Origin of the sequence: Haemophilus haemolyticus M19501 (assembly GCF_000222025.1) — a bacterium.
Lineage (GTDB): Bacteria > Pseudomonadota > Gammaproteobacteria > Enterobacterales > Pasteurellaceae > Haemophilus > Haemophilus haemolyticus_G.
On the sequence record NZ_AFQO01000017.1, the window covers coordinates 1 to 24,454 of the forward strand.

The 24,454-nt window shown below is 41.0% G+C and carries 21 protein-coding genes, 3 tRNA genes and 1 pseudogene; 16 read left to right on the plus strand and 9 right to left on the minus strand.

Translation table 11 applies throughout. The features are described 5' to 3' along the window. Positions 1 to 70: 70 nt before the first annotated feature. Positions 71 to 146, minus strand: a tRNA-Val gene (locus tag GG9_RS0109020). Positions 147 to 189: 43 nt separating this feature from the next. Then, a tRNA-Val gene (locus GG9_RS0109025) sits at positions 190 to 265 on the minus strand. A gap of 170 nt (positions 266 to 435) precedes the next feature. Between GG9_RS0109025 and gltX the strand changes: the two genes are divergently transcribed. The 7 genes from gltX to GG9_RS09415 all read left to right on the plus strand — a co-directional run bounded on the left by gltX (position 436) and on the right by GG9_RS09415 (position 7,643). After that, the gene (gene gltX, locus GG9_RS00310; RefSeq protein WP_005632875.1) at positions 436 to 1,878 is read left to right on the plus strand and encodes a glutamate--tRNA ligase; all 1,443 of its coding nucleotides are present in this window, start codon (positions 436 to 438) and stop codon (positions 1,876 to 1,878) included. An 80-nt stretch (positions 1,879 to 1,958) separates the two neighbouring features. Then, a tRNA-Ala gene (locus GG9_RS0109030) sits at positions 1,959 to 2,034 on the plus strand. 277 nt (positions 2,035 to 2,311) lie between these two features. Further along, a complete protein-coding gene (locus GG9_RS00305; RefSeq protein WP_050541746.1) occupies positions 2,312 to 3,499 on the plus strand; it encodes a DDE-type integrase/transposase/recombinase in 1,188 nt (395 codons plus the stop codon). A gap of 148 nt (positions 3,500 to 3,647) precedes the next feature. Further along, positions 3,648 to 4,859: an ATP-binding protein gene (locus GG9_RS00300; protein WP_005632879.1), complete on the plus strand. Its 1,212-nt coding sequence runs from the start codon at positions 3,648 to 3,650 to the stop codon at positions 4,857 to 4,859. Positions 4,860 to 4,925: 66 nt separating this feature from the next. Then, positions 4,926 to 6,737 carry an ATP-dependent nuclease gene (locus GG9_RS00295; RefSeq protein WP_032825205.1) on the plus strand — a complete coding sequence of 604 codons (1,812 nt, stop codon included), beginning with the start codon at positions 4,926 to 4,928 and terminating at the stop codon, positions 6,735 to 6,737. Between the two features lie 39 nt (positions 6,738 to 6,776). Beyond that, positions 6,777 to 7,214, plus strand: coding sequence for a LysR family transcriptional regulator (locus tag GG9_RS09410; protein ID WP_080563629.1), 438 nt, complete (start codon positions 6,777 to 6,779; stop codon positions 7,212 to 7,214). Positions 7,215 to 7,238: 24 nt separating this feature from the next. Further along, entirely contained in the window at positions 7,239 to 7,643 is a 405-nt protein-coding gene (locus GG9_RS09415; RefSeq protein WP_080563630.1) for a LysR substrate-binding domain-containing protein, read from the plus strand. 497 nt (positions 7,644 to 8,140) lie between these two features. Here GG9_RS09415 and GG9_RS09420 read toward each other — a convergent pair. Next, positions 8,141 to 9,109, minus strand: a pseudogene (locus tag GG9_RS09420) (IS5 family transposase); the annotation flags it as partial. Between the two features lie 234 nt (positions 9,110 to 9,343). Here GG9_RS09420 and GG9_RS00290 point away from each other — a divergent pair. After that, positions 9,344 to 10,870, plus strand: coding sequence for a catalase (locus GG9_RS00290; RefSeq protein ID WP_005632882.1), 1,527 nt, complete (start codon positions 9,344 to 9,346; stop codon positions 10,868 to 10,870). A 64-nt stretch (positions 10,871 to 10,934) separates the two neighbouring features. Here GG9_RS00290 and pyrH read toward each other — a convergent pair whose 3' ends face one another. Further along, positions 10,935 to 11,648 (minus strand): UMP kinase, encoded by a 714-nt coding sequence (gene pyrH, locus GG9_RS00285; protein WP_005628053.1) that lies wholly within the window; start codon positions 11,646 to 11,648, stop codon positions 10,935 to 10,937. Between the two features lie 130 nt (positions 11,649 to 11,778). On the opposite strand from pyrH, the gene GG9_RS00280 reads away from it, so the two are divergent. The 5 genes from GG9_RS00280 to rnhB all read left to right on the plus strand — a co-directional run bounded on the left by GG9_RS00280 (position 11,779) and on the right by rnhB (position 16,498). After that, positions 11,779 to 13,338, plus strand: coding sequence for a phosphoethanolamine transferase (locus GG9_RS00280; RefSeq protein ID WP_005632883.1), 1,560 nt, complete (start codon positions 11,779 to 11,781; stop codon positions 13,336 to 13,338). Between the two features lie 127 nt (positions 13,339 to 13,465). Then, positions 13,466 to 13,870, plus strand: coding sequence for a 3-hydroxyacyl-ACP dehydratase FabZ (fabZ, locus tag GG9_RS00275; protein WP_050541747.1), 405 nt, complete (start codon positions 13,466 to 13,468; stop codon positions 13,868 to 13,870). Positions 13,871 to 13,884: 14 nt separating this feature from the next. Next, entirely contained in the window at positions 13,885 to 14,673 is a 789-nt protein-coding gene (gene lpxA, locus GG9_RS00270; protein WP_005632885.1) for an acyl-ACP--UDP-N-acetylglucosamine O-acyltransferase, read from the plus strand. A gap of 66 nt (positions 14,674 to 14,739) precedes the next feature. Then, a complete protein-coding gene (lpxB, locus tag GG9_RS00265) occupies positions 14,740 to 15,912 on the plus strand; it encodes a lipid-A-disaccharide synthase (RefSeq protein WP_005632886.1) in 1,173 nt (390 codons plus the stop codon). Further along, complete coding sequence (gene rnhB, locus GG9_RS00260) at positions 15,905 to 16,498, plus strand: ribonuclease HII (RefSeq protein ID WP_005632888.1); 594 nt, start codon at positions 15,905 to 15,907, stop codon at positions 16,496 to 16,498. The genes lpxB and rnhB overlap by 8 nt, the downstream gene beginning before the upstream one ends. A 117-nt stretch (positions 16,499 to 16,615) precedes the next feature. Here the strand turns inward: rnhB and GG9_RS00255 are convergent, their stop codons facing one another. Then, positions 16,616 to 16,957 carry a carboxymuconolactone decarboxylase family protein gene (locus GG9_RS00255; protein WP_005632890.1) on the minus strand — a complete coding sequence of 114 codons (342 nt, stop codon included), beginning with the start codon at positions 16,955 to 16,957 and terminating at the stop codon, positions 16,616 to 16,618. A gap of 111 nt (positions 16,958 to 17,068) precedes the next feature. Here GG9_RS00255 and GG9_RS00250 point away from each other — a divergent pair, with 111 nt between their 5' ends. Together GG9_RS00250 and GG9_RS00245 are read left to right on the plus strand one after the other, a co-directional pair. Next, positions 17,069 to 17,965: a cupin domain-containing protein gene (locus tag GG9_RS00250; RefSeq protein ID WP_005632891.1), complete on the plus strand. Its 897-nt coding sequence runs from the start codon at positions 17,069 to 17,071 to the stop codon at positions 17,963 to 17,965. Positions 17,966 to 18,044: 79 nt separating this feature from the next. Then, a complete protein-coding gene (locus GG9_RS00245) occupies positions 18,045 to 19,889 on the plus strand; it encodes an ABC transporter ATP-binding protein (protein ID WP_005632892.1) in 1,845 nt (614 codons plus the stop codon). Between the two features lie 89 nt (positions 19,890 to 19,978). On the opposite strand, the gene rdgB is transcribed toward GG9_RS00245, so the two are convergent. Then, positions 19,979 to 20,566, minus strand: coding sequence for an RdgB/HAM1 family non-canonical purine NTP pyrophosphatase (gene rdgB, locus GG9_RS00240; protein WP_005632893.1), 588 nt, complete (start codon positions 20,564 to 20,566; stop codon positions 19,979 to 19,981). 11 nt (positions 20,567 to 20,577) lie between these two features. After that, positions 20,578 to 21,303: a 3-deoxy-D-manno-octulosonic acid kinase gene (locus GG9_RS00235; protein WP_032825212.1), complete on the minus strand. Its 726-nt coding sequence runs from the start codon at positions 21,301 to 21,303 to the stop codon at positions 20,578 to 20,580. Between the two features lie 76 nt (positions 21,304 to 21,379). Here GG9_RS00235 and GG9_RS00230 point away from each other — a divergent pair, with 76 nt between their 5' ends. Continuing rightward, positions 21,380 to 22,423 (plus strand): glycosyltransferase family 9 protein, encoded by a 1,044-nt coding sequence (locus GG9_RS00230; protein ID WP_005632896.1) that lies wholly within the window; start codon positions 21,380 to 21,382, stop codon positions 22,421 to 22,423. Between the two features lie 31 nt (positions 22,424 to 22,454). On the opposite strand, the gene bamC is transcribed toward GG9_RS00230, so the two are convergent. Then, positions 22,455 to 23,459 (minus strand): outer membrane protein assembly factor BamC, encoded by a 1,005-nt coding sequence (gene bamC, locus GG9_RS00225; protein ID WP_005632898.1) that lies wholly within the window; start codon positions 23,457 to 23,459, stop codon positions 22,455 to 22,457. A gap of 98 nt (positions 23,460 to 23,557) precedes the next feature. Further along, positions 23,558 to 24,454 (minus strand): 4-hydroxy-tetrahydrodipicolinate synthase, encoded by an 897-nt coding sequence (gene dapA, locus GG9_RS00220; protein ID WP_005632900.1) that lies wholly within the window; start codon positions 24,452 to 24,454, stop codon positions 23,558 to 23,560.

Genomic DNA, 24,454 nt, shown 5'->3' on the forward strand with positions numbered 1-24,454 from the left:
AGCTAATCGCCCACTAGAAAGCGTTTAAATATAAAGGGAAAGTTTGAGCGGAAAGGACACTTTAGAAAAGTGGTGGGCGATACCGGTCTCGAACCAGTGACCCCCTCCTTGTAAGGGAGGTGCTCTCCCAACTGAGCTAATCGCCCGCTAGGTCAAACTTAGTAACATTAAGAACACTTTTTAGAAAAGTGGTGGGCGATACCGGTCTCGAACCAGTGACCCCCTCCTTGTAAGGGAGGTGCTCTCCCAACTGAGCTAATCGCCCTTAATGTTGTGGGTTGGCATTATAGGGAGAATGCATTTTCAGTCAATACCTTTTTATTAAATTTTGTTTAATTGTCGTAAAAATAAGCATAAAATCCGCTTTTTTATTTAGAAGTAAAACAAGTCGTAGTAGAATAACGACTAATATTTTATTGAAGATAGGTTATAAAAATGAAACTAGATGCTCCTTTTAATTTAGACCCAAATGTAAAAGTGCGTACTCGTTTTGCTCCTAGTCCTACAGGTTATTTACATGTAGGTGGCGCACGTACCGCACTTTATTCTTGGTTATACGCAAAACATAATAACGGCGAATTTGTATTACGAATTGAAGACACTGATTTAGAGCGTTCAACACCAGAAGCAACTGCTGCAATTATTGAAGGCATGGAATGGTTAAATCTTCCGTGGGAACATGGCCCTTACTACCAAACTAAACGCTTTGATCGTTACAACCAAGTTATCGATGAAATGATTGAACAAGGCTTAGCATATCGTTGCTATTGCACTAAAGATCGCTTAGAAGAACTTCGTCATACTCAAGAACAAAATAAAGAAAAACCACGTTATGATCGTCACTGCTTACACGATCACAACCATTCACCTGATGAACCCCACGTTGTACGTTTTAAAAATCCAACTGAAGGCTCGGTAGTATTTGATGATGCCGTACGTGGCCGTATTGAAATCAGCAACAGTGAGCTTGATGATCTTATTATTCGTCGCACTGACGGTTCACCAACTTATAACTTCTGCGTAGTCGTGGATGACTGGGACATGGGCATCACTCATGTGGTACGTGGCGAAGATCATATCAACAATACGCCACGTCAAATTAACATTTTAAAAGCAATTGGTGCACCAATTCCAACCTATGCGCACGTTTCCATGATTAATGGAGATGATGGCCAAAAACTCTCTAAACGACATGGCGCAGTGAGCGTAATGCAATATCGTGATGATGGTTACTTACCGGAAGCTTTAATCAACTATCTTGTGCGTTTAGGCTGGGGACATGGCGACCAAGAAATTTTCAGTCGCGAAGAAATGATCAATTATTTTGAATTAGATCACGTTAGCAAATCAGCTAGTGCATTTAATACTGAAAAATTACAATGGTTGAATCAACATTATATCCGCGAATTACCGCCAGAATATGTGGCTAAACATCTTGAATGGCATTACAAAGATCAAGGCATTGATACAACCAATGGTCCTGCATTAACTGAAATTGTCTCTATGCTTGCGGAACGTTGCAAAACCTTAAAAGAAATGGCAAGTTCAAGCCGTTATTTTTTTGAAGAATTTGAAACCTTTGATGAAGCCGCAGCGAAAAAACATTTCAAAGGCAATGCTGCTGAAACACTAGCAAAAGTAAAAGAAAAATTAACCGCACTTTCTAGCTGGGATTTACATTCTACTCACGAAGCGATTGAGCAAACGGCTGCAGAACTAGAAGTGGGCATGGGTAAAGTTGGCATGCCATTACGTGTCGCAGTGACAGGTTCTGGTCAATCGCCATCAATGGATGTTACCCTAGTCGGTATCGGCAGAGATCGCGTACTTGCGCGTATTCAGCGTGCTATTGATTTTATTAATGTACAAAACGCTTAATATTTAATCGGATAACAAACACATAATAAAATCGTATTGACAGCCACATAGTCAAATTTTATCATGTTGCTGTTTTTTATGGGGATATAGCTCAGTTGGGAGAGCGCTTGAATGGCATTCAAGAGGTCGTCGGTTCGATCCCGATTATCTCCACCAGTTTATAAGAAAGCCTTGGAATTTTAAATTTCAAGGCTTTTTTGTTGCATTATAAAACCAATAAAAATACATCTAGAGACCTTTGCCAAAAAGCCTTTCCTTCGACAGCCGGAACCCAAACACAGGTTTTCGGCTCTTTCCCTCCCCCAATACCTCCTGATTTTACCCAAATACCCGGTACAACCTGATAACATCATTTACATTCTAACCCGAGGACATCGTTTACATTTTTCCCGTAAACTTATCATCAAAATACCTAATCCACTGGAGATTGATGATACCTTGGATAGAGACCGATGCGATGCAACAGCGTGTACTTTTCTTAAACGCGTGGCTAAGCCAACGCTATACTAAAACTGAACTGTATCAGCAGTTTAATATTAGCCGTCCAACGGCAGATAAATGGATTAAACGCCACGAACAGCTTGGCTTTGAGGGCTTAACCGAGTTATCTCGTAAACCTCATCATAGCCCTAATGCCACGCCACAATGGATTTGTGACTGGCTTATCAGTGAGAAACTTAAACGTCCTCACTGGGGTGCCAAAAAGCTTTTAGATAGCTTTACTCGGCATTTTCCAGAGGCGAAAAAACCAGCTGATAGCACGGGCGATTTAATTTTGGCGCGTGCAGGGTTAGTTCAGCCTCGTAAGACGAAGCGTCGTATGAGTGCAGACACACAACCTTTTGGCGAATGCACCGCACCCAATGCCACTTGGAGTGCTGACTTCAAGGGGAAATTTTTACTCAGCAATCAGAAGTTCTGCTATCCGCTGACGATTACGGATAATTTCAGTCGCTTTTTATTTTGCTGTAAGGGGTTGCCGAATACAAAATCAGCGCCTGTTATTGCTGAGTTTGAACGCCTTTTTGAGCAATTTGGTCTGCCGTATTCAATTCGTACCGATAACGGCTCACCTTTTGCATCACAAGCATTAGGTGGAATCAGCAAACTTTCTAAATGGTGGATTGACTTAGGTATTCGTCCTGAACGAATTAAGCCATCACACCCAGAGCAAAACGGACGACACGAGCGAATGCACCGTAGCTTAAAAGCAGCGCTTCAACCTCAAAATAGCTTTGAAGCTCAACAGACATTCTTCAACCAATTCTTACGAGAATACAACGAAGAACGTTCACACGAAGGCATTGGTCGTAAAACACCTGCCGAATGTTATGAGCCGTCAAAGCGAATTTATACAGGTCACATTGAGCCATATGACTATGGGGATAATGTTGAAATCCGCAAAGTGAAACTCAGTGGCGAAATCAAATGGCAAGGAAAAACTTATTATCTCAGCCAAGTGCTTGCCAATGAACCTGTAGCGTTCGAGCCTTATGCCGATGGAATTTGGCATATTTATTATCGCTTTCATTTACTGGGCAGTTTTGATGCCAAGGAAATGAAAATTAAATCTGCCACATTGTGGCATAGACAACCTAACGAATGTAAACGATGTCTTTAGGGAAAATGGCAATGCCGTTGTGAGGAAAATTCAGCAATCAGGCTTTCAGACGACCTTTTATTTTCACTATACTGAAAATCAGCCTATAAAACCCTTTAACTTTGCATTATAATGAAAATAATCTAGCAAAATTTAGGAAGTTTTCATTATGCTGCAAACTGTATTTGACCGCCCCATTTATCTCAACCGCTTGAAAAAATACCAAAACAGTGAATTTATCAAAGTCATCACCGGCGTGCGCCGTTCGGGCAAGACTTTTGTGCTGGAAATGTTCCGCCGTTATTTGCAAACCAGCGGTGTGGCAGAGGCACAGATTGTGTTTTTGAACTTTGAATCCATGCAGCTCCAAGCCTTGCGCACCGCCGAAACGCTGTACCGCTATGTGATGGAGCGTGCGCAGGCGGGGCAGAAAATGTATCTGTTTTTTGATGAGATTCAACGGGTTGCAGGCTGGGAAGATGCCGTGAACAGCCTGCGGGTGGATTTGGATGCGGATATTTATCTGTCGGGCTCAAATTCCTCGCTGCTGTCGGGCGAGCTGGCGACGCTGCTGGTGGGGCGAATGGTGGAAATTCCTGTGTTTCCCCTTTCATTTCAAGAATATATGCAATTCCGCCAATTCGACGGCGTGCCGGACACACTTTTTCCCGAATATGTGCAGCGCGGCGGTTTCCCCGCCACGGCGTTGGTGGAAGACGAAGAAGTGCGCCGCACGATTTTGGACGGTATTTTCAATTCGATTTTACTCAAAGATGTGAGCGAGCGTGCCAACCTGCGCAACGACGGCGTGTTGAGCCGCCTCGCCGCCTTTTTATTGAGTGAAACAGGCAACAGCATTTCCATTAACAACATCGCCAACATCCTGAAAAACGAGGGTACGGGCGCAAGCAACAACGCCATTGCCAAATATGTGGACCTGCTGGAACAGGCGTTCATCTTCTACCAAGCCCGCCGCTACGACCTGCGCGGCAAAGCCCACCTGCGCACCCAAGCCAAGTATTACAGCGTGGACACGGGCTTGCGCAACGCCACGCTGAACAAATCGTTCCGCGACAACTTCGGGCATCAGATTGAAAACATTGTGTTTATCGAACTGCTGCGCCGTGGCTACCAAGTGGACGTGGGCAGCTACGATAACACCGAAATTGACTTCGTGGCGAAAAAAGGCACGGAAATCCAGTATTTCCAAATCGCCATGCAACTGCCCGAAAACAGCAACCGAGAAGTCGGCAATCTAGTCAACCTGCCTGATAATTATCAAAAAACCGTGCTGACGGCGAACAGAATGGATGTGGGCGAAGTGGATGGGGTTAAGGTGGTGCATGTGGTGGATTGGTTAGTGTGGAATTATTTTAATTAAACTACTTGTATTTGTACTAAAATGAGTGTCTTTTCTAACCCAAATTATTTCGAGGATTGCTATACTATGTTTTCTCCTATTAATTTAAATCTATTTCTTGATAGCCATGAAGGAACTATTGAAAGAAAAATTATACTAGAAAATCCATTTACCGTTATTTTAGGGGCTAATGGTTCAGGAAAGACACATTTATTAAAAGGTTTTAAAAGTGCCTTTCACCCTGATCAAATTGCACAAAAGAAAATTCGATTTATCTCTGCCGGAAGAATGGGAATGTTTGAACAATACCGTTCTGATTATAGAGGATATGGTTATGTTGAAAGCAATCCAATGCATGGTTCAAAAGATTACTCAACCCGTAGACATCAGATCGAAACAATTGAAGGAGATCTTCATACTCTTTCTGCTAGACCAGATATTCTAATAAAAGTTAAAGAACGATTAAGAAAGCTATTCAATAGGGATATTAATATTGACTGGGATGGTGGAAATTTACATATTTACTTTTCAAGACTTCAAAAAGGTTCTGAACAATACTCTTCTGCGCGAGAAGCTTCAGGTTTATTACATCTGACGGCATTATTGTCTGCTCTATATGATGATGAAGTAGGTGTATTACTTATTGATGAACCAGAAGTTTCATTGCATCCACAATTACAGGCATTTTTATTAAAAGAGATTTTATCAATTGCTGGAAAACCCGAGGTGGGAAATAACAAAAAAATTATCATTATTGCAACACATTCAACTGAAATGATAAGAATAAATCACATTGGAGATTTATCATCTCTTATTTTTTGCTACGATTTAAAACAAGATCCTGTACAGATTTCTAAAGATAACAATATATTAAAAAATAAAGGTTTGCAAAGTTTAATAAAGAGATTAGGCCAAGAGCATAAACTATCTTTATTTTCCTATAAGCCTTTACTTGTCGAAGGACCATCAGATGTGATTATCTGTAATGCACTATCAGATAAACTGGGATTAAATTTAGAAGCGTCAGGAAGCCAAATTTTACCTGTTAATGGAAAGAATGAATTTCCAGCAACAGTAAAATTATTAAGACTAATGGGTAAAAAACCTATTGTTTTAGCTGATGCTGATATGTTTGTAGATGGCTTAGACTTAATCAATAACTTTTACTTAGATAAAGAAATAGAGGAAAATGCCAACAATATATCTTCAAAAAATGGGCACAGCTCAATAAAAGAATTTACAAAAAGTGTTAGAGATAATTTTATCAAATATGCAGATGAAAAAATAATGAATAGTGAGAATAATACAGAATATTCAGATCAAAATTCAGGCCGTAGAGATATTTTTTGTAGTCTATTTAATAATGAATCTAAAGATGCTGAATCTAATCGAATTAAAAACACAATAGAATCCCTATTTAGTATTTTTGAAAAGACAGGCTTGTTTATATTAAGGAAAGGAACAATAGAATCTTATTATATTAACAAGCAAACAGTTGAGGGGGATAAAATTGAATTTTCCATATCGGAAACAGAAAAAATATATAAGTCACAAGATGATAGCTTGAGACATCAGTATGAAAACATAGTTAGTTGCCTTAATTATTCATCTAATGGCGTGGAGATTAGAGAAGAAGAAATACTGAGAGAAATCGCCTTATCTATTATCACTCCTATCTATGCTGATTTTGCAGATGGCAAGTTAGATATAGACTTTAACGTTAAAGCTCAAGGTATAAATAAACAAAACTCATCAATATTTACATTTAAATTAAGTGAGGATAAGGAACATTTAGCTGTTCACATAAATAGCCCCGTATTAAATATAAAAGACTTCCCTGTAATACTCTCAAAAGATGAGAATATTGTAGAAGAAATCAACAAAACCTTAGGGTTATAGTTTTTTTAACTCAAATTTAGTAAATATAGAGATTATTTAATGCAAAACCGCAACTTCAACGACCTCTACGCCTTTACCCAAGTCGTCAAGCTCGGCAATTTCAGCCGGGCGGCGCAGTCGCTCGGGGTGCAGCCGTCTGCGCTCAGCCACCGTATGAACGACTTGGAAAACCGCTTAAATACCAAACTGTTAAACCGTACCACCCGTTCCATGTCGCCCACCGAGGCGGGGCAGCGGCTGTATGAGCGAATTGCGCTGATGTTTGGCGGGATTCAGGATGAGCTGGCGGTGTTGGGCGATTTGAGCGGCAAGGTGTCGGGCAAGTTGCGGATTAACGCCGCCGAAAATCCGGCTTATTACCTGATTTACCCGAAAGTGCGGTCGTTTTTGGCGGAATTTCCCGAGGTGGATGTGGAGATTTTGATTAACAACAGTTGGTCGGATATTGTGGCGCAGGGCTTTGATTTCGGTGTGTGACCGCTGGACGATGTGGCGCAGGATATGGTCGCCGTGCCGATTTCGGGCGAACGGGCGATGTGCGTCGTTGCCGCGTCCGACTATCTCACCCGCCACGGGCAGCCTGAAACGCCGTCCGAACTGGTGCAACACCGCTGCATCGTACCCGCGTTCAACGCCTTTAACCGCTTGGACGACTGGGAGTTTTTCAAAAACTGGCAAATCCACCGCGTACGCGTTCCGGCCATCCTCACATTCAACAGCACCGCCCTCATCAAAACCGCCGCCCTCGACGGCTTGGGGCTGGCGTGGCTGCCGCATTACGCCGTCGCCGACCAACTTGTCTCGGGCGCACTGCTGGAAATTTTCGCTCACGCCCGGCCATCTATCCACCGATGGCCTTGTGCTACCCGCCCAACCGCCACAAAACGCAGGCAGCGGAGGCGTTGATTGAGTGGTTGAAAATAGAAAAGGTCGTCTTAACCCCAAGTTCAAGGCTTAATGCCATGGAAACTGTGTTTTCAGACGACCTTAAGACATAATATAGTGGATTAGATTTAAATCAGGACAAAGCAATAAGGTCTCAGACTGTATTAAGCCCAATTCATTGGGTACTTTGACCTTGATAAGTGTTCCCTTTGAGCTACGGCAAGGTAAGGCTGTACTGGTTCAAACTTAATTTCTCATAATAGTAATTCGAAACAGTCGATATCGCCCCTTGCCCTTCCCCTCTCAAGCAGACATCTATTTTTAATTCTTAATACCCTCGAAAAATTGCTTGCGGATGCGGATAGAAATCAAAAAACAAATCCATCCGAGACCTTTGCAAAAAAGCCCTTCCTTCGACAGCCGGAACCCAAACACAGGTTTTCGGCTCTTTCCCTCCCCCAATACCTCCTGATTTTACCCAAATACCCCCTTAATCCTCCCCAGATGCCCCATAATAAGGCAGCAGGCACACTTAGTCTGTTAGCCGCTTTCAATAGGTTTAAACACATCGCCTTTATATGGCTTTGTGCACTCACTTTAATCAGTCCGAAATAGGCTGCCCGGGCATAGCGGAATTTACGGTGCAGCGTACCGAAGCTTTGTTCAACCACATAACGGGTCTTCGACAAATAGCGGTTGCGCTTCGTTTGATTTTCCGTCAGCAGACGGTTGCGGTAGGCTTTGCGCATAATGCCGTCCAACAACCGATGTTCTTTCAGATGTTGCCGGTTTTCCTTACTGTCGTAGCCTTTATCGGCATAGACGGCCGTATCTTCGGCTATACCTTCCAGCAAAGGCGACAGGTGGTTGCACTCATGGGCATTGGCGGGGGTAATGTACAGTTTCTCGATATAGCCTTCCGCATTGGTACGGGTATGTTGTTTGTAACCGAGTTTGTATAAACCGTTTTTCTTTGTCCAGCGAGCATCGCTGTCTTTACTCGGTGTGGTTTGACCGCTAACTTGTCCTTCGTCATCGATTTCTATGGCCTAATGTTGTTTGCTGCCGACGGTCTGAATAATGGTGGCGTCAATGACGGCGGCGGATGCTTTCTCTACTTTTAGGTTTTTTTCGGTCTGTTGGCGGTTAATCAGTTCCAGCAATTCGGACAGGGTATCGTCTTGCGCCAGCCAGTTGCGGTAGCGGCATAAGGTGCTGTAATCGGGGATGCTCAACTCGTCAAAACGGCAAAACAGGTTGAAATCAATACGGGTAATGAGGCTGTGTTCGAGTTCAGGATCGGAGAGGATGAGCCATTGTCCGAGCAGGACGGCTTTGAACATAGACAGCAGGGGATAGGCGGGACGGCCGCGGTGGTCTCGGAGGTAACGGGTTCTTTGACGATTCAGGTACTGTTCGATCAGTTGCCAATCAATCACCTGATCCAACTTCAAGAGCGGGAAGCGGTCAATATGTTTGGCAATCATGGCTTAGGCGGTTTGCTGGAAGAAGGTGCTCATGAGAAATCCCCTAAATGTCTTGGTGGGAATTTAGGGGATTTTGGGAAATTTTGCAAAGGTCTCATCAAATCTCAAAACCTTGTTATCTTGCATAGTTTTTTTTGATTGATTTAATAGATTTCAATCGTTAAAACCTTTTTGTATGATGTTTCACGAAATTTATTTCAACCCTACTTATTTCATACATACAAGGAGTTAATAATGAGTTCTCAATGCCCTTTTTCGCATTTATCTTCTACTAACCTAACTATGGGAAATGGCGCCCCTGTGGCGGACAATCAAAACAGTTTAACTGCTGGTCCGCGTGGTCCATTACTTTCACAAGATTTATGGCTTAACGAAAAATTAGCTGATTTCGTACGCGAAGTTATTCCAGAGCGTCGTATGCACGCAAAAGGTTCTGGTGCATTTGGTACCTTTACTGTCACACACGATATTACTAAATATACTCGCGCAAAAATTTTCAGTGAAGTTGGCAAAAAAACAGAAATGTTCGCACGTTTTACCACTGTTGCAGGTGAACGTGGTGCAGCTGATGCTGAACGTGATATTCGTGGTTTCGCATTAAAATTCTATACCGAAGAAGGTAACTGGGACTTAGTGGGTAACAACACCCCGGTATTCTTCTTACGTGATCCTCGTAAATTCCCAGATTTAAACAAAGCAGTAAAACGCGATCCACGTACCAATATGCGTTCAGCCACTAACAACTGGGATTTTTGGACATTATTACCTGAAGCATTGCACCAAGTAACCGTTGTTATGAGTGATCGTGGTATTCCAGCAAGCTATCGTCATATGCATGGTTATGGTTCACATACTTACAGTTTCTGGAACGAAGCGGGTGAACGTTTCTGGGTAAAATTCCATTTTCATACTCAACAAGGTATTAAAAACTTAACCGATGCAGAAGCAGCTGCAGTTATCGCAAATGATCGTGAAAGCCATCAACGTGATTTATACGAAGCAATTGAACGTGGCGACTTCCCGAAATGGACGCTATTCGTACAAATTATGCCTGAAGCAGATGCGGAAAAAGTGCCTTATCATCCATTCGACTTAACTAAAGTATGGCCGAAAAAAGACTACCCATTAATTGAAGTCGGTGAGTTTGAATTAAACCGTAACCCAGAGAACTTCTTTGCAGATGTAGAACAATCTGCATTTGCACCAAGTAACTTGGTGCCGGGTATCGGTGCAAGTCCTGACAGAATGTTACAAGCTCGTTTATTCAACTATGCGGATGCACAACGTTACCGTTTAGGTGTGAACTACCGTCAAATTCCAGTAAACCGTCCACGTTGCCCTGTTCATAGCAACCAACGTGATGGCCAAGGCCGTGTAGACGGCAACTATGGTAGCCTACCGCACTACGAGCCAAACAGCTTCAGCCAATGGCAACAACAACCAGACTTTGCTGAACCACCGCTTCGCATTAATGGTGATGCGGCACACTGGGATTTCCGTAATGATGATAATGATTACTTCAGCCAACCGCGAGCATTATTTAACTTAATGAGTGCAGAGCAAAAACAAGCGTTATTCAACAACACTGCAGCTGCAATGGGTGATGCACCTGAGTTCATCAAATACCGTCATATCCGTAACTGTCACTGGTGTGAGCCAGCATATGGTGAAGGCGTTGCAAAAGCATTGGGCTTAACCGTTGAAGATGCATTAAAAGCACGTGAAACTGACCCAGCCTTAGGTCAAGGTGGATTGTTATAATCTCTAGGCTGTAGCCAAACAAAAACGGTAGGAATTTTCCTACCGTTTTACTTTTCAACATTCACTAACAAATAGTGGTGCCTTCTTCGGTACCAGTCACTACTTGACGTAATGCACCAGGTTTACCCATATTGAATACTCGGATCGGCATGCCATGATCACGAGCTAAAGTAAACGCCGCTAAGTCCATCACTTGTAATTCTTTATCGATCACTTCTGCATAACTTAAATTTTTATAAAGTTTTGCATCAGGATTTTTCGCTGGATCACAATCATACACACCATCAACTTTAGTCGCTTTCAACACAACATCAGCTTCAATTTCAATACCACGCAAACAAGCAGCAGAATCAGTGGTAAAGAATGGACTTCCTGTTCCCGCAGAGAAAATGACTACGCGTTTTTCACGTAACATTTTGATTGCTTCAGACCAGTTATAAGTATCGCAAATACCATTTAATTGGAAAGCTGACATTAATTTTGCATTCACATCAGCGCGGAATAAAGAATCACGCATTGCCAAACCATTCATCACCGTAGCAAGCATTCCCATATGGTCGCCCACCACGCGATTCATCCCAGCTTTTGCTAGTTTTGCGCCACGGAATAAGTTTCCACCACCAAGAACGACACCAACTTCCACGCCCATTTCCACTAATTCTTTAATTTCAACAGCCATACGATCGAGAATTGCAGGATCGATACCAAAACCATCTTCTCCTTGTAATGCTTCACCGCTTAATTTCAATAAAATACGTTTATAAATTGGTTGGCTCATTGTTTTTTCCCTCTGGCTTAAAAAATTGGCTTATTCTATAAAATAACCGCTCAAGAGTGAAGAAGTTAAATATGGAAATTCTGAGTGAAAGGAGGATAATAGCGGCATTTTCTTTTCAGGGAAGACAATTATGAACACGAAAAAAACAAGCCCAATTTTGCCCGCACTTTTTGCGGTGATTTGTGCCGCATTAGCAGGTTATTTTATTTTAATCGGTTCTGGAATGTTTACAGAACCAACTGTGGTTCTCATTCTGCTTGCGACAACAACTATTCTCTTATTAAGTAGCAGTAAAAAATCCTTTTATTTTATTTTGCTACCGCTTGCATTACTGCATGCTTTTTATACGCCTACAGGACTAAATTTTGGCCCTCCAAGCTACCAATATATCGCCTCGCTTTTCGCGACAGATATGTTGGAAACAAAGGAATTTCTATTGCAAATCCCAGTGAGTAGTTACTTAATTGCTTTCGCCATTCCTATTTTGATTTTTCTTCAGTACAAAAGTGCGGTGAAATTTGGCATAAAATTTTATCGTAATAAAACATTTATTGCCTTGGCGACATTGCTTTTTGCTTACAACATGCCGCTTGCTGAACCGATTAAAGAAACCGTAAGTTCTACATTAAAAATTGTGGATGAAGTACAAAAACTCAAACAAATGTCCCAATCTGATAACTGGGGAAAATCAACATTAGAAAATTCACGCTATGATGATTATGTGATTGTTCTTGGTGAAAGTGCACGGAAAGATTATCACAATGCCTACGGCTATCCAATTGAAAACACGCCATTTATGTCTAGCGCTAAAGGCACATTGATTGATGGTTTTCGTTCAGCAGGAACCAATACCGTCGCCTCACTTCGACTTATGTTAACCCTTCCTAACAAAGAAAAATGGGAACCCAATTACAGTTTGAGTTTAGTCGATCTCATCAAATCTGCAGGCGTGAAAACTTATTGGCTTTCTAATCAAGGTATGCTCGGTGAATTCGATACGCCAGTTTCATCTCTTGCTTCAAAATCTGATGAAACCTTTTTCTTGAAAAAAGGCGGGAGCTTTAATTCTACTAACTTTAGTGATTTTGATTTATTACCAAAATTCGCCCAAGTACTAGAAGATCCTATTCAAGGAAAACGTTTTATTGTGTTGCATATTTATGGCTCACATCCAATGGCTTGCGACCGTGTCGAAGATTATCCAAAAATCTTTAACGATAAAGATCTTAATCCGAGATATGGTTACTTAAATTGCTATGTGTCGTCTATTAAGAAAACTGATGAATTTTTAAAACGCGTATATGATCAGCTTGCAGAAAACGCGAAGAAAAATCACCGCACTTTCTCAATGATTTATTTCTCAGATCACGGTTTATGCCACCAACAAGATGAAAAAAACAATATACTTTTGTTCAATCAAAACTGTTTCAGTCGAGAACATCATAATATTCCGTTATTCAAAATTTCGTCGGATGACACCGAACGCAAAGAATATAAGGTGTTTAAATCTGGGTTGAACTTCTTAGAAGGAATCGCAAATTGGATGGGAATTAAAAATCCTCAATTAACGCAAACAGAAGATTTATTTTCTAACGAGTCGGATAAAAATGACTTTGGATTGCAAAAACGAATTGATGAAAAATATCGTAAAGATGACGATCCTGCCATTGATATTCGTCCTAAACACTAGGCTATATTGGGTGCGTTTTATTTTTAGCCGTAAATATCGTATAATCCGACAGATTTTATTTGTTTATTTTTTGTAAGGTGTCAACGTGTCAGAACAACAACCAAGAGTGATCGAATCAAAAGAAATTATGAGTTTATTACCACATCGCTATCCATTTTTATTAGTGGATCGCGTATTGGATTTTAAAGAAGGTGAATGGTTAAAAGCGATTAAAAATATTAGCGTCAATGAGCCTTGTTTCACAGGTCACTTCCCTGGCGAACCTATTTTACCGGGCGTTTTAATTTTAGAAGCTTTGGCACAAGCAATGGGCATTTTAGCCTTTAAAACTCACGAATTAAAAGGCGGTGAATTATTCTATTTCGCAGGTATTGATGAAGCGCGCTTTAAACGCCCAGTGTTACCTGGAGATCAAATGGAATTAAACGTTCAAGTGATTAAAGAACGCCGTGGCATCACTGCATTTACTGGCGTAGCAACCGTAAATGGTGAAATTGCTTGTGAAGCAAAACTAATGTGCGCTCGTCGTTAATTAAGGGGGTAAATATGATCCACCCAAATGCAAAAATCCATCCAACGGCCTTAGTTGAAGAAGGCGCGGTTATTGGTGAAGGTGTTGTTATCGGGCCTTTCTGTATTGTTGAAGGCACTGTTGAAATTAAAGCTCGCACCGTATTGAAATCTCACGTTGTCGTACGTGGTGATACAGTTATTGGCGAAGATAATGAAATCTATCAATTCGCTAGCATTGGTGAAGTGAACCAAGATTTAAAATATAACGGCGAAGCAACCAAAACGATTATTGGTAATGGCAACCGAATTCGTGAACACGTGACAATCCATCGAGGCACGATCCAAGGCGGTGGCGTAACCGCTATTGGCAATAACAATTTATTAATGGTGAATGTTCACGTTGCACATGATTGCCAAATTAAAAACAACTGTATTTTGGCAAACAATGCAACGCTTGCAGGTCACGTAGAATTAGATGATTTCGTCATTGTTGGTGGTATGTCAGCAATTCACCAATTTGTGATCGTTGGTGCACACGTCATGTTAGGCGGCGGTTCTATGGTAAGCCAAGATGTACCTCCTTATGTTATGGCTCAAGGCAACCACGCCCGTCCATTTGGCGTAAACTTAGAGGGTTTAAAACGTCGTGGTTTTGATAAACCAACTATGCACGCTATCCGTAACGTTTATAAAATGCTCTACCGTAGCGGTAAAACACTTGAAGAAGTGTTACCAGAAATTGAGCAAATTGCGGAAACCGATTCAGCGATCAGTTTCTTTGTTGAATTTTTCAAACGTTCAACTCGCGGAATTATTCGTTAATAAAACTTCTTTATTTTCAACCGCACTTTGCACACCAAAGTGCGGTTATTTTTTAGGATAAATTTGATGAACAAAACAAATCCAACCATTGCTCTTGTTGCTGGAGAAGTATCTGGCGATATTCTCGGGGCGGGATTAATACGCCAGCTCAAAGCTCATTATCCTAATGCTCGCTTTATTGGCATTGCAGGCCCAAGAATGTTGGCTGAAGGCTGTGAGACGCTTGTCGATATGGAAGAGCTTTCAGTCATGGGCTTAGCTGAAATTTTGAAACATCTTCCTCGTCTGTTGAAAATTCGCAAAAATGTCATTCAAACCATGTTGCAAGAAAAGCCTGATGTTTACATCGGCATTGATGCACCTGATTTTAATTTGGATGTAGAACTCAAGCTCAAAGCAAACGGAATTAAAACTATTCATTACGTGAGCCCCTCTGTATGGGCTTGGCGTCAAAATCGCATCCATAAAATTGCCAAAGCGACTCACCAAGTTCTTGCCTTTTTGCCTTTTGAGAAAGCCTTTTACGATAAATTTAACGTACCTTGCCGTTTTATTGGACATACAATGGCAGATGCTATTCCACTCAAACCAAACCGTGCCGAAGCCTGCCAAATGCTACAGATTGATCCCGCACAACGCTATTTAGCTATCCTAGTTGGAAGCCGTGGTTCAGAAGTGGAATTTCTGGCTGAGCCTTTCTTGAAAACCGCTTTATTGTTAAAAGAACAATTTCCTGATTTACAATTCCTAGTTCCTTTGGTGAACGAAAAACGACGAATGCAATTTGAAGCCATTAAAGCTAAAATTGCGCCAAATCTAGACCTGCATTTAATTGATGGCAATGCACGACAAGCAATGATCTCAGCTAATGCAACATTGCTTGCGTCAGGGACAGCAGCACTTGAAGCAATGCTGTGTAAATCCCCCATGGTGGTTGGCTATCGAATGAAACCACTGACCTATTTCTTAGCAAAACGTTTAGTGAAAACCGATTATATTTCTTTACCAAACTTGCTTGCGAATGAAATGCTCGTTCCTGAAATGATTCAAGAAGAATGCACGCCAGAATTGCTCGCTGAAAAACTATCTGCTTATCTTTCGGATGATGAAAGTGCGGTAAAAAATCGCCATGTTTTAATTCAGCACTTCACGGATTTACACCAAAAAATTCAATGCAATGCCGATAAGCAAGCAGCCCAAGCAGTCATTGATTTATTAGAAGGAACAGAAAATGTTTGAATATCCACAAGGCTATGAATTGATCGCTGGCGTTGATGAAGTTGGACGCGGCCCTCTAGTTGGGGCCGTTGTAACGGCTGCCGTCATTTTAGATCCGAATAACCCAATTGAAGGCCTCGCTGATTCTAAAAAACTTTCTGAGAAAAAACGTTTAGCCCTTGCTGAAGAAATCAAAGAAAAAGCCCTTGCTTGGGCATTAGGTCGAGCTGAAGCTAACGAAATTGACGAGATAAATATCCTGCAAGCCTCCTTGCTGGCAATGACTCGGGCAGTAAAATCTTTAAAAATTCAACCGCACTTTGTGTTGGTTGATGGCAATAAGATCCCAAAAGATTTAGATATTCCAGCGCAAGCCGTCGTAAAAGGCGATAGCCTTGTGGCGGAAATCAGTGCAGCCTCTATTTTGGCGAAAGTGGCACGAGACCAAGAAATGGAAGAATTAGACAAGCAATATCCAGAATACGCTTTTGCCCAGCATAAAGGCTATCCGACCAAATTACATTTGGAAAAATTAGCTGAACTTGGCGCGTTACCGCAACATCGTCGTAGCTTTGCCCCTGTGAAAAAAGCGCTAGAAAATCGTTAGAATTTTAATCACAAAATGCTTTTATTTTATTAGGCAGTCAAATATCGATAAAACAAAGGGAGTATTAAAAATACTCCCTTTCCTTTAATCAACTTAACTCTATGGAATGACGGGTAATTAACCTTTCTGTACGTTATATGCTTCCAATGCACGTAAAGAATAAGTGTAAGCCGCGCCTGCATTCAACGCGATAGACATTGCTAATGCTGCAGCCACTTCAGCTTCGCTTGCGCCAGCTTTTACCGCTTCTTCTGCGTGTACGCTAATGCAGCTTTCGCAACGAGTTGTTACAGCAACGGCTAATGCGATAAGTTCACGAGTTTTAGCGTCAAGCACATTGTCTTCTGCCGCTGCCGCGCCTAATGCTTGGTAAGCTTGTAACATTTTTGGATATTGTTTACCTAACGCACCGAATGATTTTTTAACGTGTGATGTTTCTTCTTTCCAATCTGCAAACATAATGTTCTCCTAAATATATTGAATTAATAACGAACTGGTGTGGCAAATTATAGGCAGATTGGATTATGATACTTGCTTATTTATCTCAATTTTTATCGCTAACATCTCATTATGGATTATTTAGATAAACTCACCCATTTAGCACAAGTGCGTGGGGAAATTAATATTCGCTGTGAATTTCAAGGTGAATGGCAAGTTGCCCACCAAGAAAAAGATGCAGGAAAAGGCGTATTCCATCTTATTGAACAAGGCGAATGCTGGCTTACACTCGGACAAAAGCAATTTCATTTAAAGGAAGGCGATATCTTTTTCCTTCCCCAAAATCAACCGCACTTTATGCGTCATTCGTCTGATAAAACAAAGGACGCATCATTGAAAAAAAGCTGGCAAGGTGCATTTGAATTGTATCAAGTAGGGCAAGGCACACCAGATTTAAAAATGTTCTGCGGGGCGTTTTATTATCAGCAAGATGCACTCCTCACCGCTTCTATGCCTGAATACTTGCATCTCAATTTATGCGATACACCGATTCATCCTTTGGTTCAGCTTTTTCTACAAGAAGCACAAAAAAACGATGCAGGCACGAAATCAGTCGTCGATGCACTTTCGAATGTGCTTTTAATTTATATTTTACGCCATGCGATTCAAGAGAACTTAATTACAGGCGGTGTGCTACTCGCGTTGCAAGATAAGCGATTAAATGCGGTGCTAGGTGCGATATTACAACGTCCTCAAGAAGATTGGCGAATTGAACAATTAGCCGATCTTTCTGCAATGTCTCGTGCAAACTTTATTCGTGTTTTTCAACAACAACTTGGTATGTCGCCAGGGCGTTTTATTACTCAAGTGCGGTTACAATCGGCAGCGTTTTTATTAAAACAATCCCAACAATCCGTGCTTGCTATTGCTTTAGAAGTGGGGTATCAATCTGAGGCGCATTTTAGTAAAGCCTTTAAGAATTACTACCAACTTTCGCCAAGCCAATACAGAAAATCTGCCAGCCTATAAATTGGAGAATTTTTGCGCTATAATCGCCAAGTTTTTTTGAAAGGCAACATCTGTTGCCTTTTCTTTTTAAGGAAAAGATATGTTTAACAAAATTTTTTCGTGGTTTGAAAACCGTTTAAATCCTTATCCAGAAGGTAACCCAACAACACCTAAAAAAGGTTTATTGCGCTTTATTTGGTCTAGCATGGAAGGAATGAAAGGCTGGATTCTCTTACTGACAGTGCTAACGGTGGGTACTGGTGTAATGGAAGCCGTATTATTCCAATTTATGGGAACGCTTGTAGATTGGTTAGGGACATTCACGCCTAAGACATTATGGCAAGAAAAAGGCCATTTATTAATTGGCATGGCTGCTCTATTACTTATTAGCATCGTGTGGGGATTTTTAGCTTCTACCGTACGTTTACAAACCTTACAAGGCGTATTTCCAATGCGATTACGTTGGAATTTCCATCGTTTAATGCTTGGACAAAGTTTAAGTTTTTATCAAGATGAATTTGCTGGCAGAGTGTCTGCCAAAGTCATGCAAACCGCACTTGCTGTTCGTGATACAGTGCTCACACTTGCGGATATGTTTGTATATGTCATCGTATATTTTATTACATCAGGCTTAGTTCTCGCAGCATTAGATTCTTGGTTCTTACTGCCATTTATTGCTTGGATTACTATTTTTATTTTTATACTACGAACCCTCATTCCTAAATTATCAAAGACTGCACAACGACAAGCTGACGCGCGTTCATTAATGACAGGACGCATTACAGATGCTTATTCGAATATCGCTACAGTAAAATTATTCTCTCATGGTTCGCGCGAAGCCGCTTATGCCAAGCGTTCTATGGAAGATTTTATGGTCACAGTGCACGCTCAAATGCGCTTAGCAACATCACTAGATACACTCACTTACGCTACAAATATTCTCCTTACGTTAAGTACTGCAATACTTGGTATTATTTTATGGAAAAATGGTCAAATTGGCGTGGGTGCAATAGCAACGGCAACGGCAATGGCATTACGCGTAAATGGGCTGTCTCGTTGGATTATGTGGGAGTCTGCCCGTTTGTTTGAGAATATCGGCACCGTAAATGACGGAATGAATACCTTAACTAAACCTCACACTATTGTGGATAAACCTCAAGCATCGCCGTTACAAGTGACACAAGGGGAAATTAAGTTTAACGATATTACCTTTGCTTATGATCCGACAAAACCATTACTCAATCATTTCAATCTCACCATCAAACCTGGTGAAAAAGTCGGACTGATCGGTCGCTCAGGTGCTGGAAAATCTACAATTGTGAACTTGTTGCTGCGCTTCTATGAAGCACAACAAGGTGAGATTACCATTGACGGGCAAGATGTACTAGATGTGCAACAAGAAAGCCTACGCCTCCAAATCGGTTTAGTGACCCAAGACACTTCGCTGCTACATCGCTCTGTTCGTGACAATATTATTTATGGACGCCCGAATGCCACAGATGAAGAAATGGTTTTAGCAGCTGAAAGAGCAGAAGCCGCTGATTTCATTCCATTCCTCACTGATGCTCAAGGCAGAAAAGGCTACGATGCCCATGTGGGTGAAAGAGGTGTAAAACTTTCTGGTGGTCAGCGTCAGCGCATTGCTATTGCTCGTGTCATGTTAAAAGATGCGCCAATTCTATTGTTAGATGAAGCCACAAGCGCACTGGATTCAGAAGTAGAAGTGGCGATACAAGAAAGTCTCGATAAGATGATGGAAAATAAAACAGTGATTGCCATTGCCCATCGTTTATCCACCATCGCAGCGATGGATCGTCTGATTGTGCTTGATAAAGGGCAAATTGTCGAACAGGGTACCCATGCTGAATTACTGGAGCGTAATGGTCTGTACGCTAAACTTTGGAATCATCAAAGTGGCGGTTTTTTAAGTGAACATGCTGAATAATGTTGCTTTTCCGCTATAGATAAACTCCATATAAAAAGGCACACATATAAAAATATGCGTGCCTTTTATCATCATACTTTCAACTAAGCTTATAACTTACTTTTTAATACTTTCAATGCTCGTGCACGATGAGAAATTTTTTTCTTCTCAGTTGTTTCTAATTCAGCAAATGTGCAACATTGTTCTGGGCTAAAGAATAAACTGTCATAACCAAAACCATTTTCGCCTTTTTCTTCAAAACCAATCACACCGTGACACTCACCTTCGGCAATAATTGGCGATGGATCCATTGGATGCTGTAAAAACACGATACAGCTCACAAATTTGGCTTGGCGTTTATCTTGTGCAACATGAGCAAGCTCTGCCAATAATTTCTCACGGTTTTTAGCATCATTTCCCTCTTCACCAGCATAACGTGCAGAATATAGACCCGGTGCGCCATTAAGTGCGGAAACCACCAAGCCAGAATCATCCGCAATAGCAGGTAAACCTGATTTTTCTGAGGCATAGCGCGCTTTTAATAACGCATTCTCAACGAAAGTTAAGCCTGTTTCTTCTGGGCTTTCAATGCCTAAATCTGTTTGCGCAATCACTTCAAAACCAAAATCAGATAGGACATCAGCCATTTCTTTCACTTTGCCTTTATTGCCTGTAGCAAGTACGATTTTTTGTTTCATAATCAATCCTTTTATTGATGATAAGCTGCCGTTAAATCAGCCCAGTTTTGCTCGGTAAATTGAATATTCATTCGTCCAACTTCTTTTTCGAAGGAGCGTTTTAAACGATTCAGATTTTGCACTTTCCAAAAATCTCCAGATTTTTCACCGCACTTATCAAAGTCAATCAACCAACATTTTTGCCCTTGTTCAGTCTGTTGAAGCAAAATATTATGTGCATTCAAGTCTGTATGGCAAATCTGTAAATCATGTAATTTTCGAATCAAACGACCAATTTGCATCCAAGTTTCTTTTGGCAATGTTTGTGTTTGTAAAAGTGCGGTTAAATCCTGCGCATTTTCGATTTTTTCCGTCAAAATATCCGCTTGATAGCAAATACCTAACTTGCCTTTTTGAATACGTGCGGCAATCGGTTTAGGCACAGGTAACCCCGCTTCATACAAACGTTGCAACAAATGAAACTCAGCAAAACTACGGGTAGTTTCAAGAACAGAAAAACGATAACGATCTTTGTTCAATTTCCCCCAAAGTCCACCGCGATAATAATGACGCAACGCACAATTTACGCCAAACCAATCTTCCGTTTGCAAGAAATAAGTGGTGCCTCGACCTTTTGCACTTCCTATCACTCGTTCTTGTTTTTGCCAAAATTCCGCTTGGAAAAACTCAGTTGCTTGCTCAAAAGTGCGGTCAAAATTAAAGATAAAATATTGGTTATCTTGTTGGAATTGGTGCATGGAAATGTTGTTATGAATAGAAAATGCACTCATTCTACTTTAAAATAGGCGCAAGTTAAATGAGAAAGGAATGTCAATGCCACTTTTTATCGAAGCTCCAAAATCTCTTTGTATTCTCCGATTGTCAGCTGTAGGCGATGTCTGTCATGCCTTAGCTGTGGTTCAGCACATTCAGGCACATTATCCCCAAACAGAAATTACGTGGATTGTAGGTAAAACCGAAATGGGTTTGCTTTCGGGCATTCCTCATATCACACTCATTCCTTACGATAAAAAGGCGGGATGGAAAGGCGTTTTATCACTCTGGAAACAACTAAAAAATAAACAGTTTGATGCGCTATTAAATATGCAAACAGCATTTCGTGCATCAATCCTTTCTTTAGGAATTAAAGCCAAATACAAAATTGGATTTGGAGAAAAACGTTCTCGCGAAGGGCAATGGCTATTTGTAAATCGTCGTATCACCGATCCCTCATCGCCCCATGTATTAGATGGATTTATGGCTTTCGCTGAATATATTGGCGTACCGAAATCAGAACCGAAATGGGAATTAGCTATCTCAGAAGATGATTATAAATTTGCCGATCAATTTATTGATTTCTCTCGTAAAAATTTATTAATTTCCCCTTGTTCTAGTAAAGCAGAAAAAGATTGGCTAATCGAACGTTATGCAGAGGTTGCCAATATTGCCCATCAGAATAATGTCAATGTAATTTTCTGCAGTTCGCCAGCCAAACGTGAATTAGAAATAGTCGAAAAAATTACCGCACTTTGCCATTTCACGCCAACCAATATTGCAGGAAAAACAAACCTAAAACAGCTTACCGCTTTAATTTCTAAGGTTGATTTGGTGCTTTCGCCAGATTCTGGCCCTGCCCATATTGCGACAACACAAGGTACACCCGTTATTGGCTTGTATGCCTATCACAATCCTTTGCGTACTGCGCCTTATAATAATTTAGATAACGTGGTATCAGTATATGAAGAAAATGCCCAAAAAGAATTTGGCAAACCGTCATCTGAACTACCTTGGGCAACCAAACTAAAAGGGAAAAATTTGATGGCAGAGATTCAAGTCGAACCCGTCATTGAACAAATGAAAAAATTGGGATTATTCTAAAGAAAAAGCTCAGCTAATGCTGAGCTTTTATTTATCTTGCAATCAAGTTACTAATTGCTTGGTAAATTCTCTCGGCTGAATCGCCAGACAATGCTTTGCCTTTTTCATCCGAAATGACAACGGAGCTTTGTCTGCCATGATCAGAAATTTGCATTTGGTAAGTACCGTTTTCGAGCTCTGGAAGTTCAGTCCCCATGCGCAACCAATCTTCTTTTTTTAATGCTGAATATTTTAATTCACGATAACCTTTACCCGCAGTTTCAGATTTGATCGCAAAACCTACTTTAGGTAAAGCTCCACCTAATTTTTCCCATGCTTGACCAAAATTAACATTCATCGCTAATGCAGTTTGGCCATTCAAATCCTGAATAATTTGCGAAGCTACCGCACCCACAGAAGCGCCAGATAAATCTTGTTGCTGTTTGTTGTAAGCAGAAGTTAATGCAGACACAATGCGGTTTAAGCGTTCAGACGTATAACGTTGCTTATCAGATACACTTGGAGTGAAAATTACGCCATCACGACGCATTTGTAAAACAGATACTGCTAGTGCACTCGCATCTTGAGCCATAACTTGTTCTACTTGATATTTGATCTCAGTGCCCGACTTATCACCAATTCTTCCTGTTGGCGACCAGTCCGTCGTTAAAATCGCACCATTCGTCGTTGATGAAATACCGTCTTCTTTTAATAAGCGTTCAACTTGTTGTAGGTTATACACACTCGCTTGCTGTTCTGGATACACGATCAATGCTCGTTCACCATCGAATTGTGTTAATGAATTTTCAATAATCGCTAACGGTGTTGATGGAGGACGAATATCAATATTTTCTCCCTTTTTCACAGCAATATTAGGCAACGCATAAGTATCGTCTGCTTTTGGTAGCATTACGCCCCCGCTCGCCAACGGTGAAAATCCAGGGATAGAAGCCTCTGATTTTTGGAAAGAATCATTAGCAGTCTTTAATGCTTCAGGATCAGACGAACAGCCAGCCAATACGATAACCGCTGCTAAACTCAACATTATTTTTTTCATATTTGAACCTTAACTAAATTGAAAACTTTATGAATCTTGACCGCACTTCGACAGCCTATAATGCAAAAAGTTTAGGGGTAATGACTTACCCCTGATTTTTATAATAATCCTGCGATTTTTAGTGCTTCTTCCACTTTTGGTTGAACCTCTTCGCTTAACACCGTCAATGGTAAGCGTAGATGTGCTGACTTAATTAAACCTAAACGATAAGCCGCCCATTTCACAGGAATTGGGTTTGATTCAATAAAGAGATCATGGTGTAAACGCATTAAGCGAGCATTAATTTCTTCGGCTTTAGCAAAATCTCCCGTAAGAGCATAGCGACACATATCAGCCATATCTTTTGGTGCTAAGTTATTCGTTACAGAAATCACGCCTTCTGCACCGAGTTTCATCGCATCCAAACTCGTTGCATCATCACCACTTAAAACGATGAAATCCTTGCCTGCGAGTTCTTTAATTTTGGTGACACGACTAATATCTCCAGTTGCTTCTTTAATACCAACAATGTTGTTGATTTTTGCTAAACGAGCAACAGTTTCTGGCTTCATATCGCTACCGGTACGACCTGGTACGTTATAAAGAATTTGCGGTAAATCTGTACATTCAGCAATGGCTTTAAAATGCTGGAAGATTCCTTCTTGGGTTGGTTTGTTGTAGTAAGGTACAACAGATAGACAACCTGCAACGCCGCTATCGCGTAATAATTTTGTCATTGTAATTGCTTCGCTTGTCGCATTTGCACCTGCACCAGCAATCACAGGAATACGCCCCTTGGCAAATTCAACCGTCTTCTCAATAACCTTTACATTTTCTTCAATACTTAATGTTGCTGATTCACCTGTTGTTCCCACAGAAACAAGCGCATTAGAGCCTGCCTGAACGTGATATTCCACCAATTTTTCTAAACAAGCGAAATCTACTTCGCCGTAATTATTCATTGGCGTAACAAGTGCAACAATACTACCTGAAAATAAATGATTTTGTGCTGACAT

What these genes read in the sequence shown, in the direction of transcription:
- GG9_RS00230 (WP_005632896.1), top strand. Translation starts at nt 21,380, where the DNA reads ATGCCACTTTTTATCGAAGCTCCAAAATCTCTTTGTATTCTCCGATTG.
- GG9_RS00250 (WP_005632891.1), top strand. Translation starts at nt 17,069, where the DNA reads ATGGATTATTTAGATAAACTCACCCATTTAGCACAAGTGCGTGGGGAA.
- GG9_RS00280 (WP_005632883.1), top strand. Translation starts at nt 11,779, where the DNA reads ATGAACACGAAAAAAACAAGCCCAATTTTGCCCGCACTTTTTGCGGTG.
- GG9_RS00300 (WP_005632879.1), top strand. Translation starts at nt 3,648, where the DNA reads ATGCTGCAAACTGTATTTGACCGCCCCATTTATCTCAACCGCTTGAAA.
- rnhB (WP_005632888.1), top strand. Translation starts at nt 15,905, where the DNA reads ATGTTTGAATATCCACAAGGCTATGAATTGATCGCTGGCGTTGATGAA.
- fabZ (WP_050541747.1), top strand. Translation starts at nt 13,466, where the DNA reads ATGAGTTTATTACCACATCGCTATCCATTTTTATTAGTGGATCGCGTA.
- GG9_RS00235 (WP_032825212.1), bottom strand. Translation starts at nt 21,303, where the DNA reads ATGCACCAATTCCAACAAGATAACCAATATTTTATCTTTAATTTTGAC.
- rdgB (WP_005632893.1), bottom strand. Translation starts at nt 20,566, where the DNA reads ATGAAACAAAAAATCGTACTTGCTACAGGCAATAAAGGCAAAGTGAAA.
- GG9_RS00245 (WP_005632892.1), top strand. Translation starts at nt 18,045, where the DNA reads ATGTTTAACAAAATTTTTTCGTGGTTTGAAAACCGTTTAAATCCTTAT.
- GG9_RS00290 (WP_005632882.1), top strand. Translation starts at nt 9,344, where the DNA reads ATGAGTTCTCAATGCCCTTTTTCGCATTTATCTTCTACTAACCTAACT.
- GG9_RS00295 (WP_032825205.1), top strand. Translation starts at nt 4,926, where the DNA reads ATGTTTTCTCCTATTAATTTAAATCTATTTCTTGATAGCCATGAAGGA.
- lpxA (WP_005632885.1), top strand. Translation starts at nt 13,885, where the DNA reads ATGATCCACCCAAATGCAAAAATCCATCCAACGGCCTTAGTTGAAGAA.
- gltX (WP_005632875.1), top strand. Translation starts at nt 436, where the DNA reads ATGAAACTAGATGCTCCTTTTAATTTAGACCCAAATGTAAAAGTGCGT.
- GG9_RS09415 (WP_080563630.1), top strand. Translation starts at nt 7,239, where the DNA reads ATGGTCGCCGTGCCGATTTCGGGCGAACGGGCGATGTGCGTCGTTGCC.
- pyrH (WP_005628053.1), bottom strand. Translation starts at nt 11,648, where the DNA reads ATGAGCCAACCAATTTATAAACGTATTTTATTGAAATTAAGCGGTGAA.
- lpxB (WP_005632886.1), top strand. Translation starts at nt 14,740, where the DNA reads ATGAACAAAACAAATCCAACCATTGCTCTTGTTGCTGGAGAAGTATCT.
- GG9_RS00255 (WP_005632890.1), bottom strand. Translation starts at nt 16,957, where the DNA reads ATGTTTGCAGATTGGAAAGAAGAAACATCACACGTTAAAAAATCATTC.
- dapA (WP_005632900.1), bottom strand. Translation starts at nt 24,454, where the DNA reads ATGTCAGCACAAAATCATTTATTTTCAGGTAGTATTGTTGCACTTGTT.
- bamC (WP_005632898.1), bottom strand. Translation starts at nt 23,459, where the DNA reads ATGAAAAAAATAATGTTGAGTTTAGCAGCGGTTATCGTATTGGCTGGC.
- GG9_RS09410 (WP_080563629.1), top strand. Translation starts at nt 6,777, where the DNA reads ATGCAAAACCGCAACTTCAACGACCTCTACGCCTTTACCCAAGTCGTC.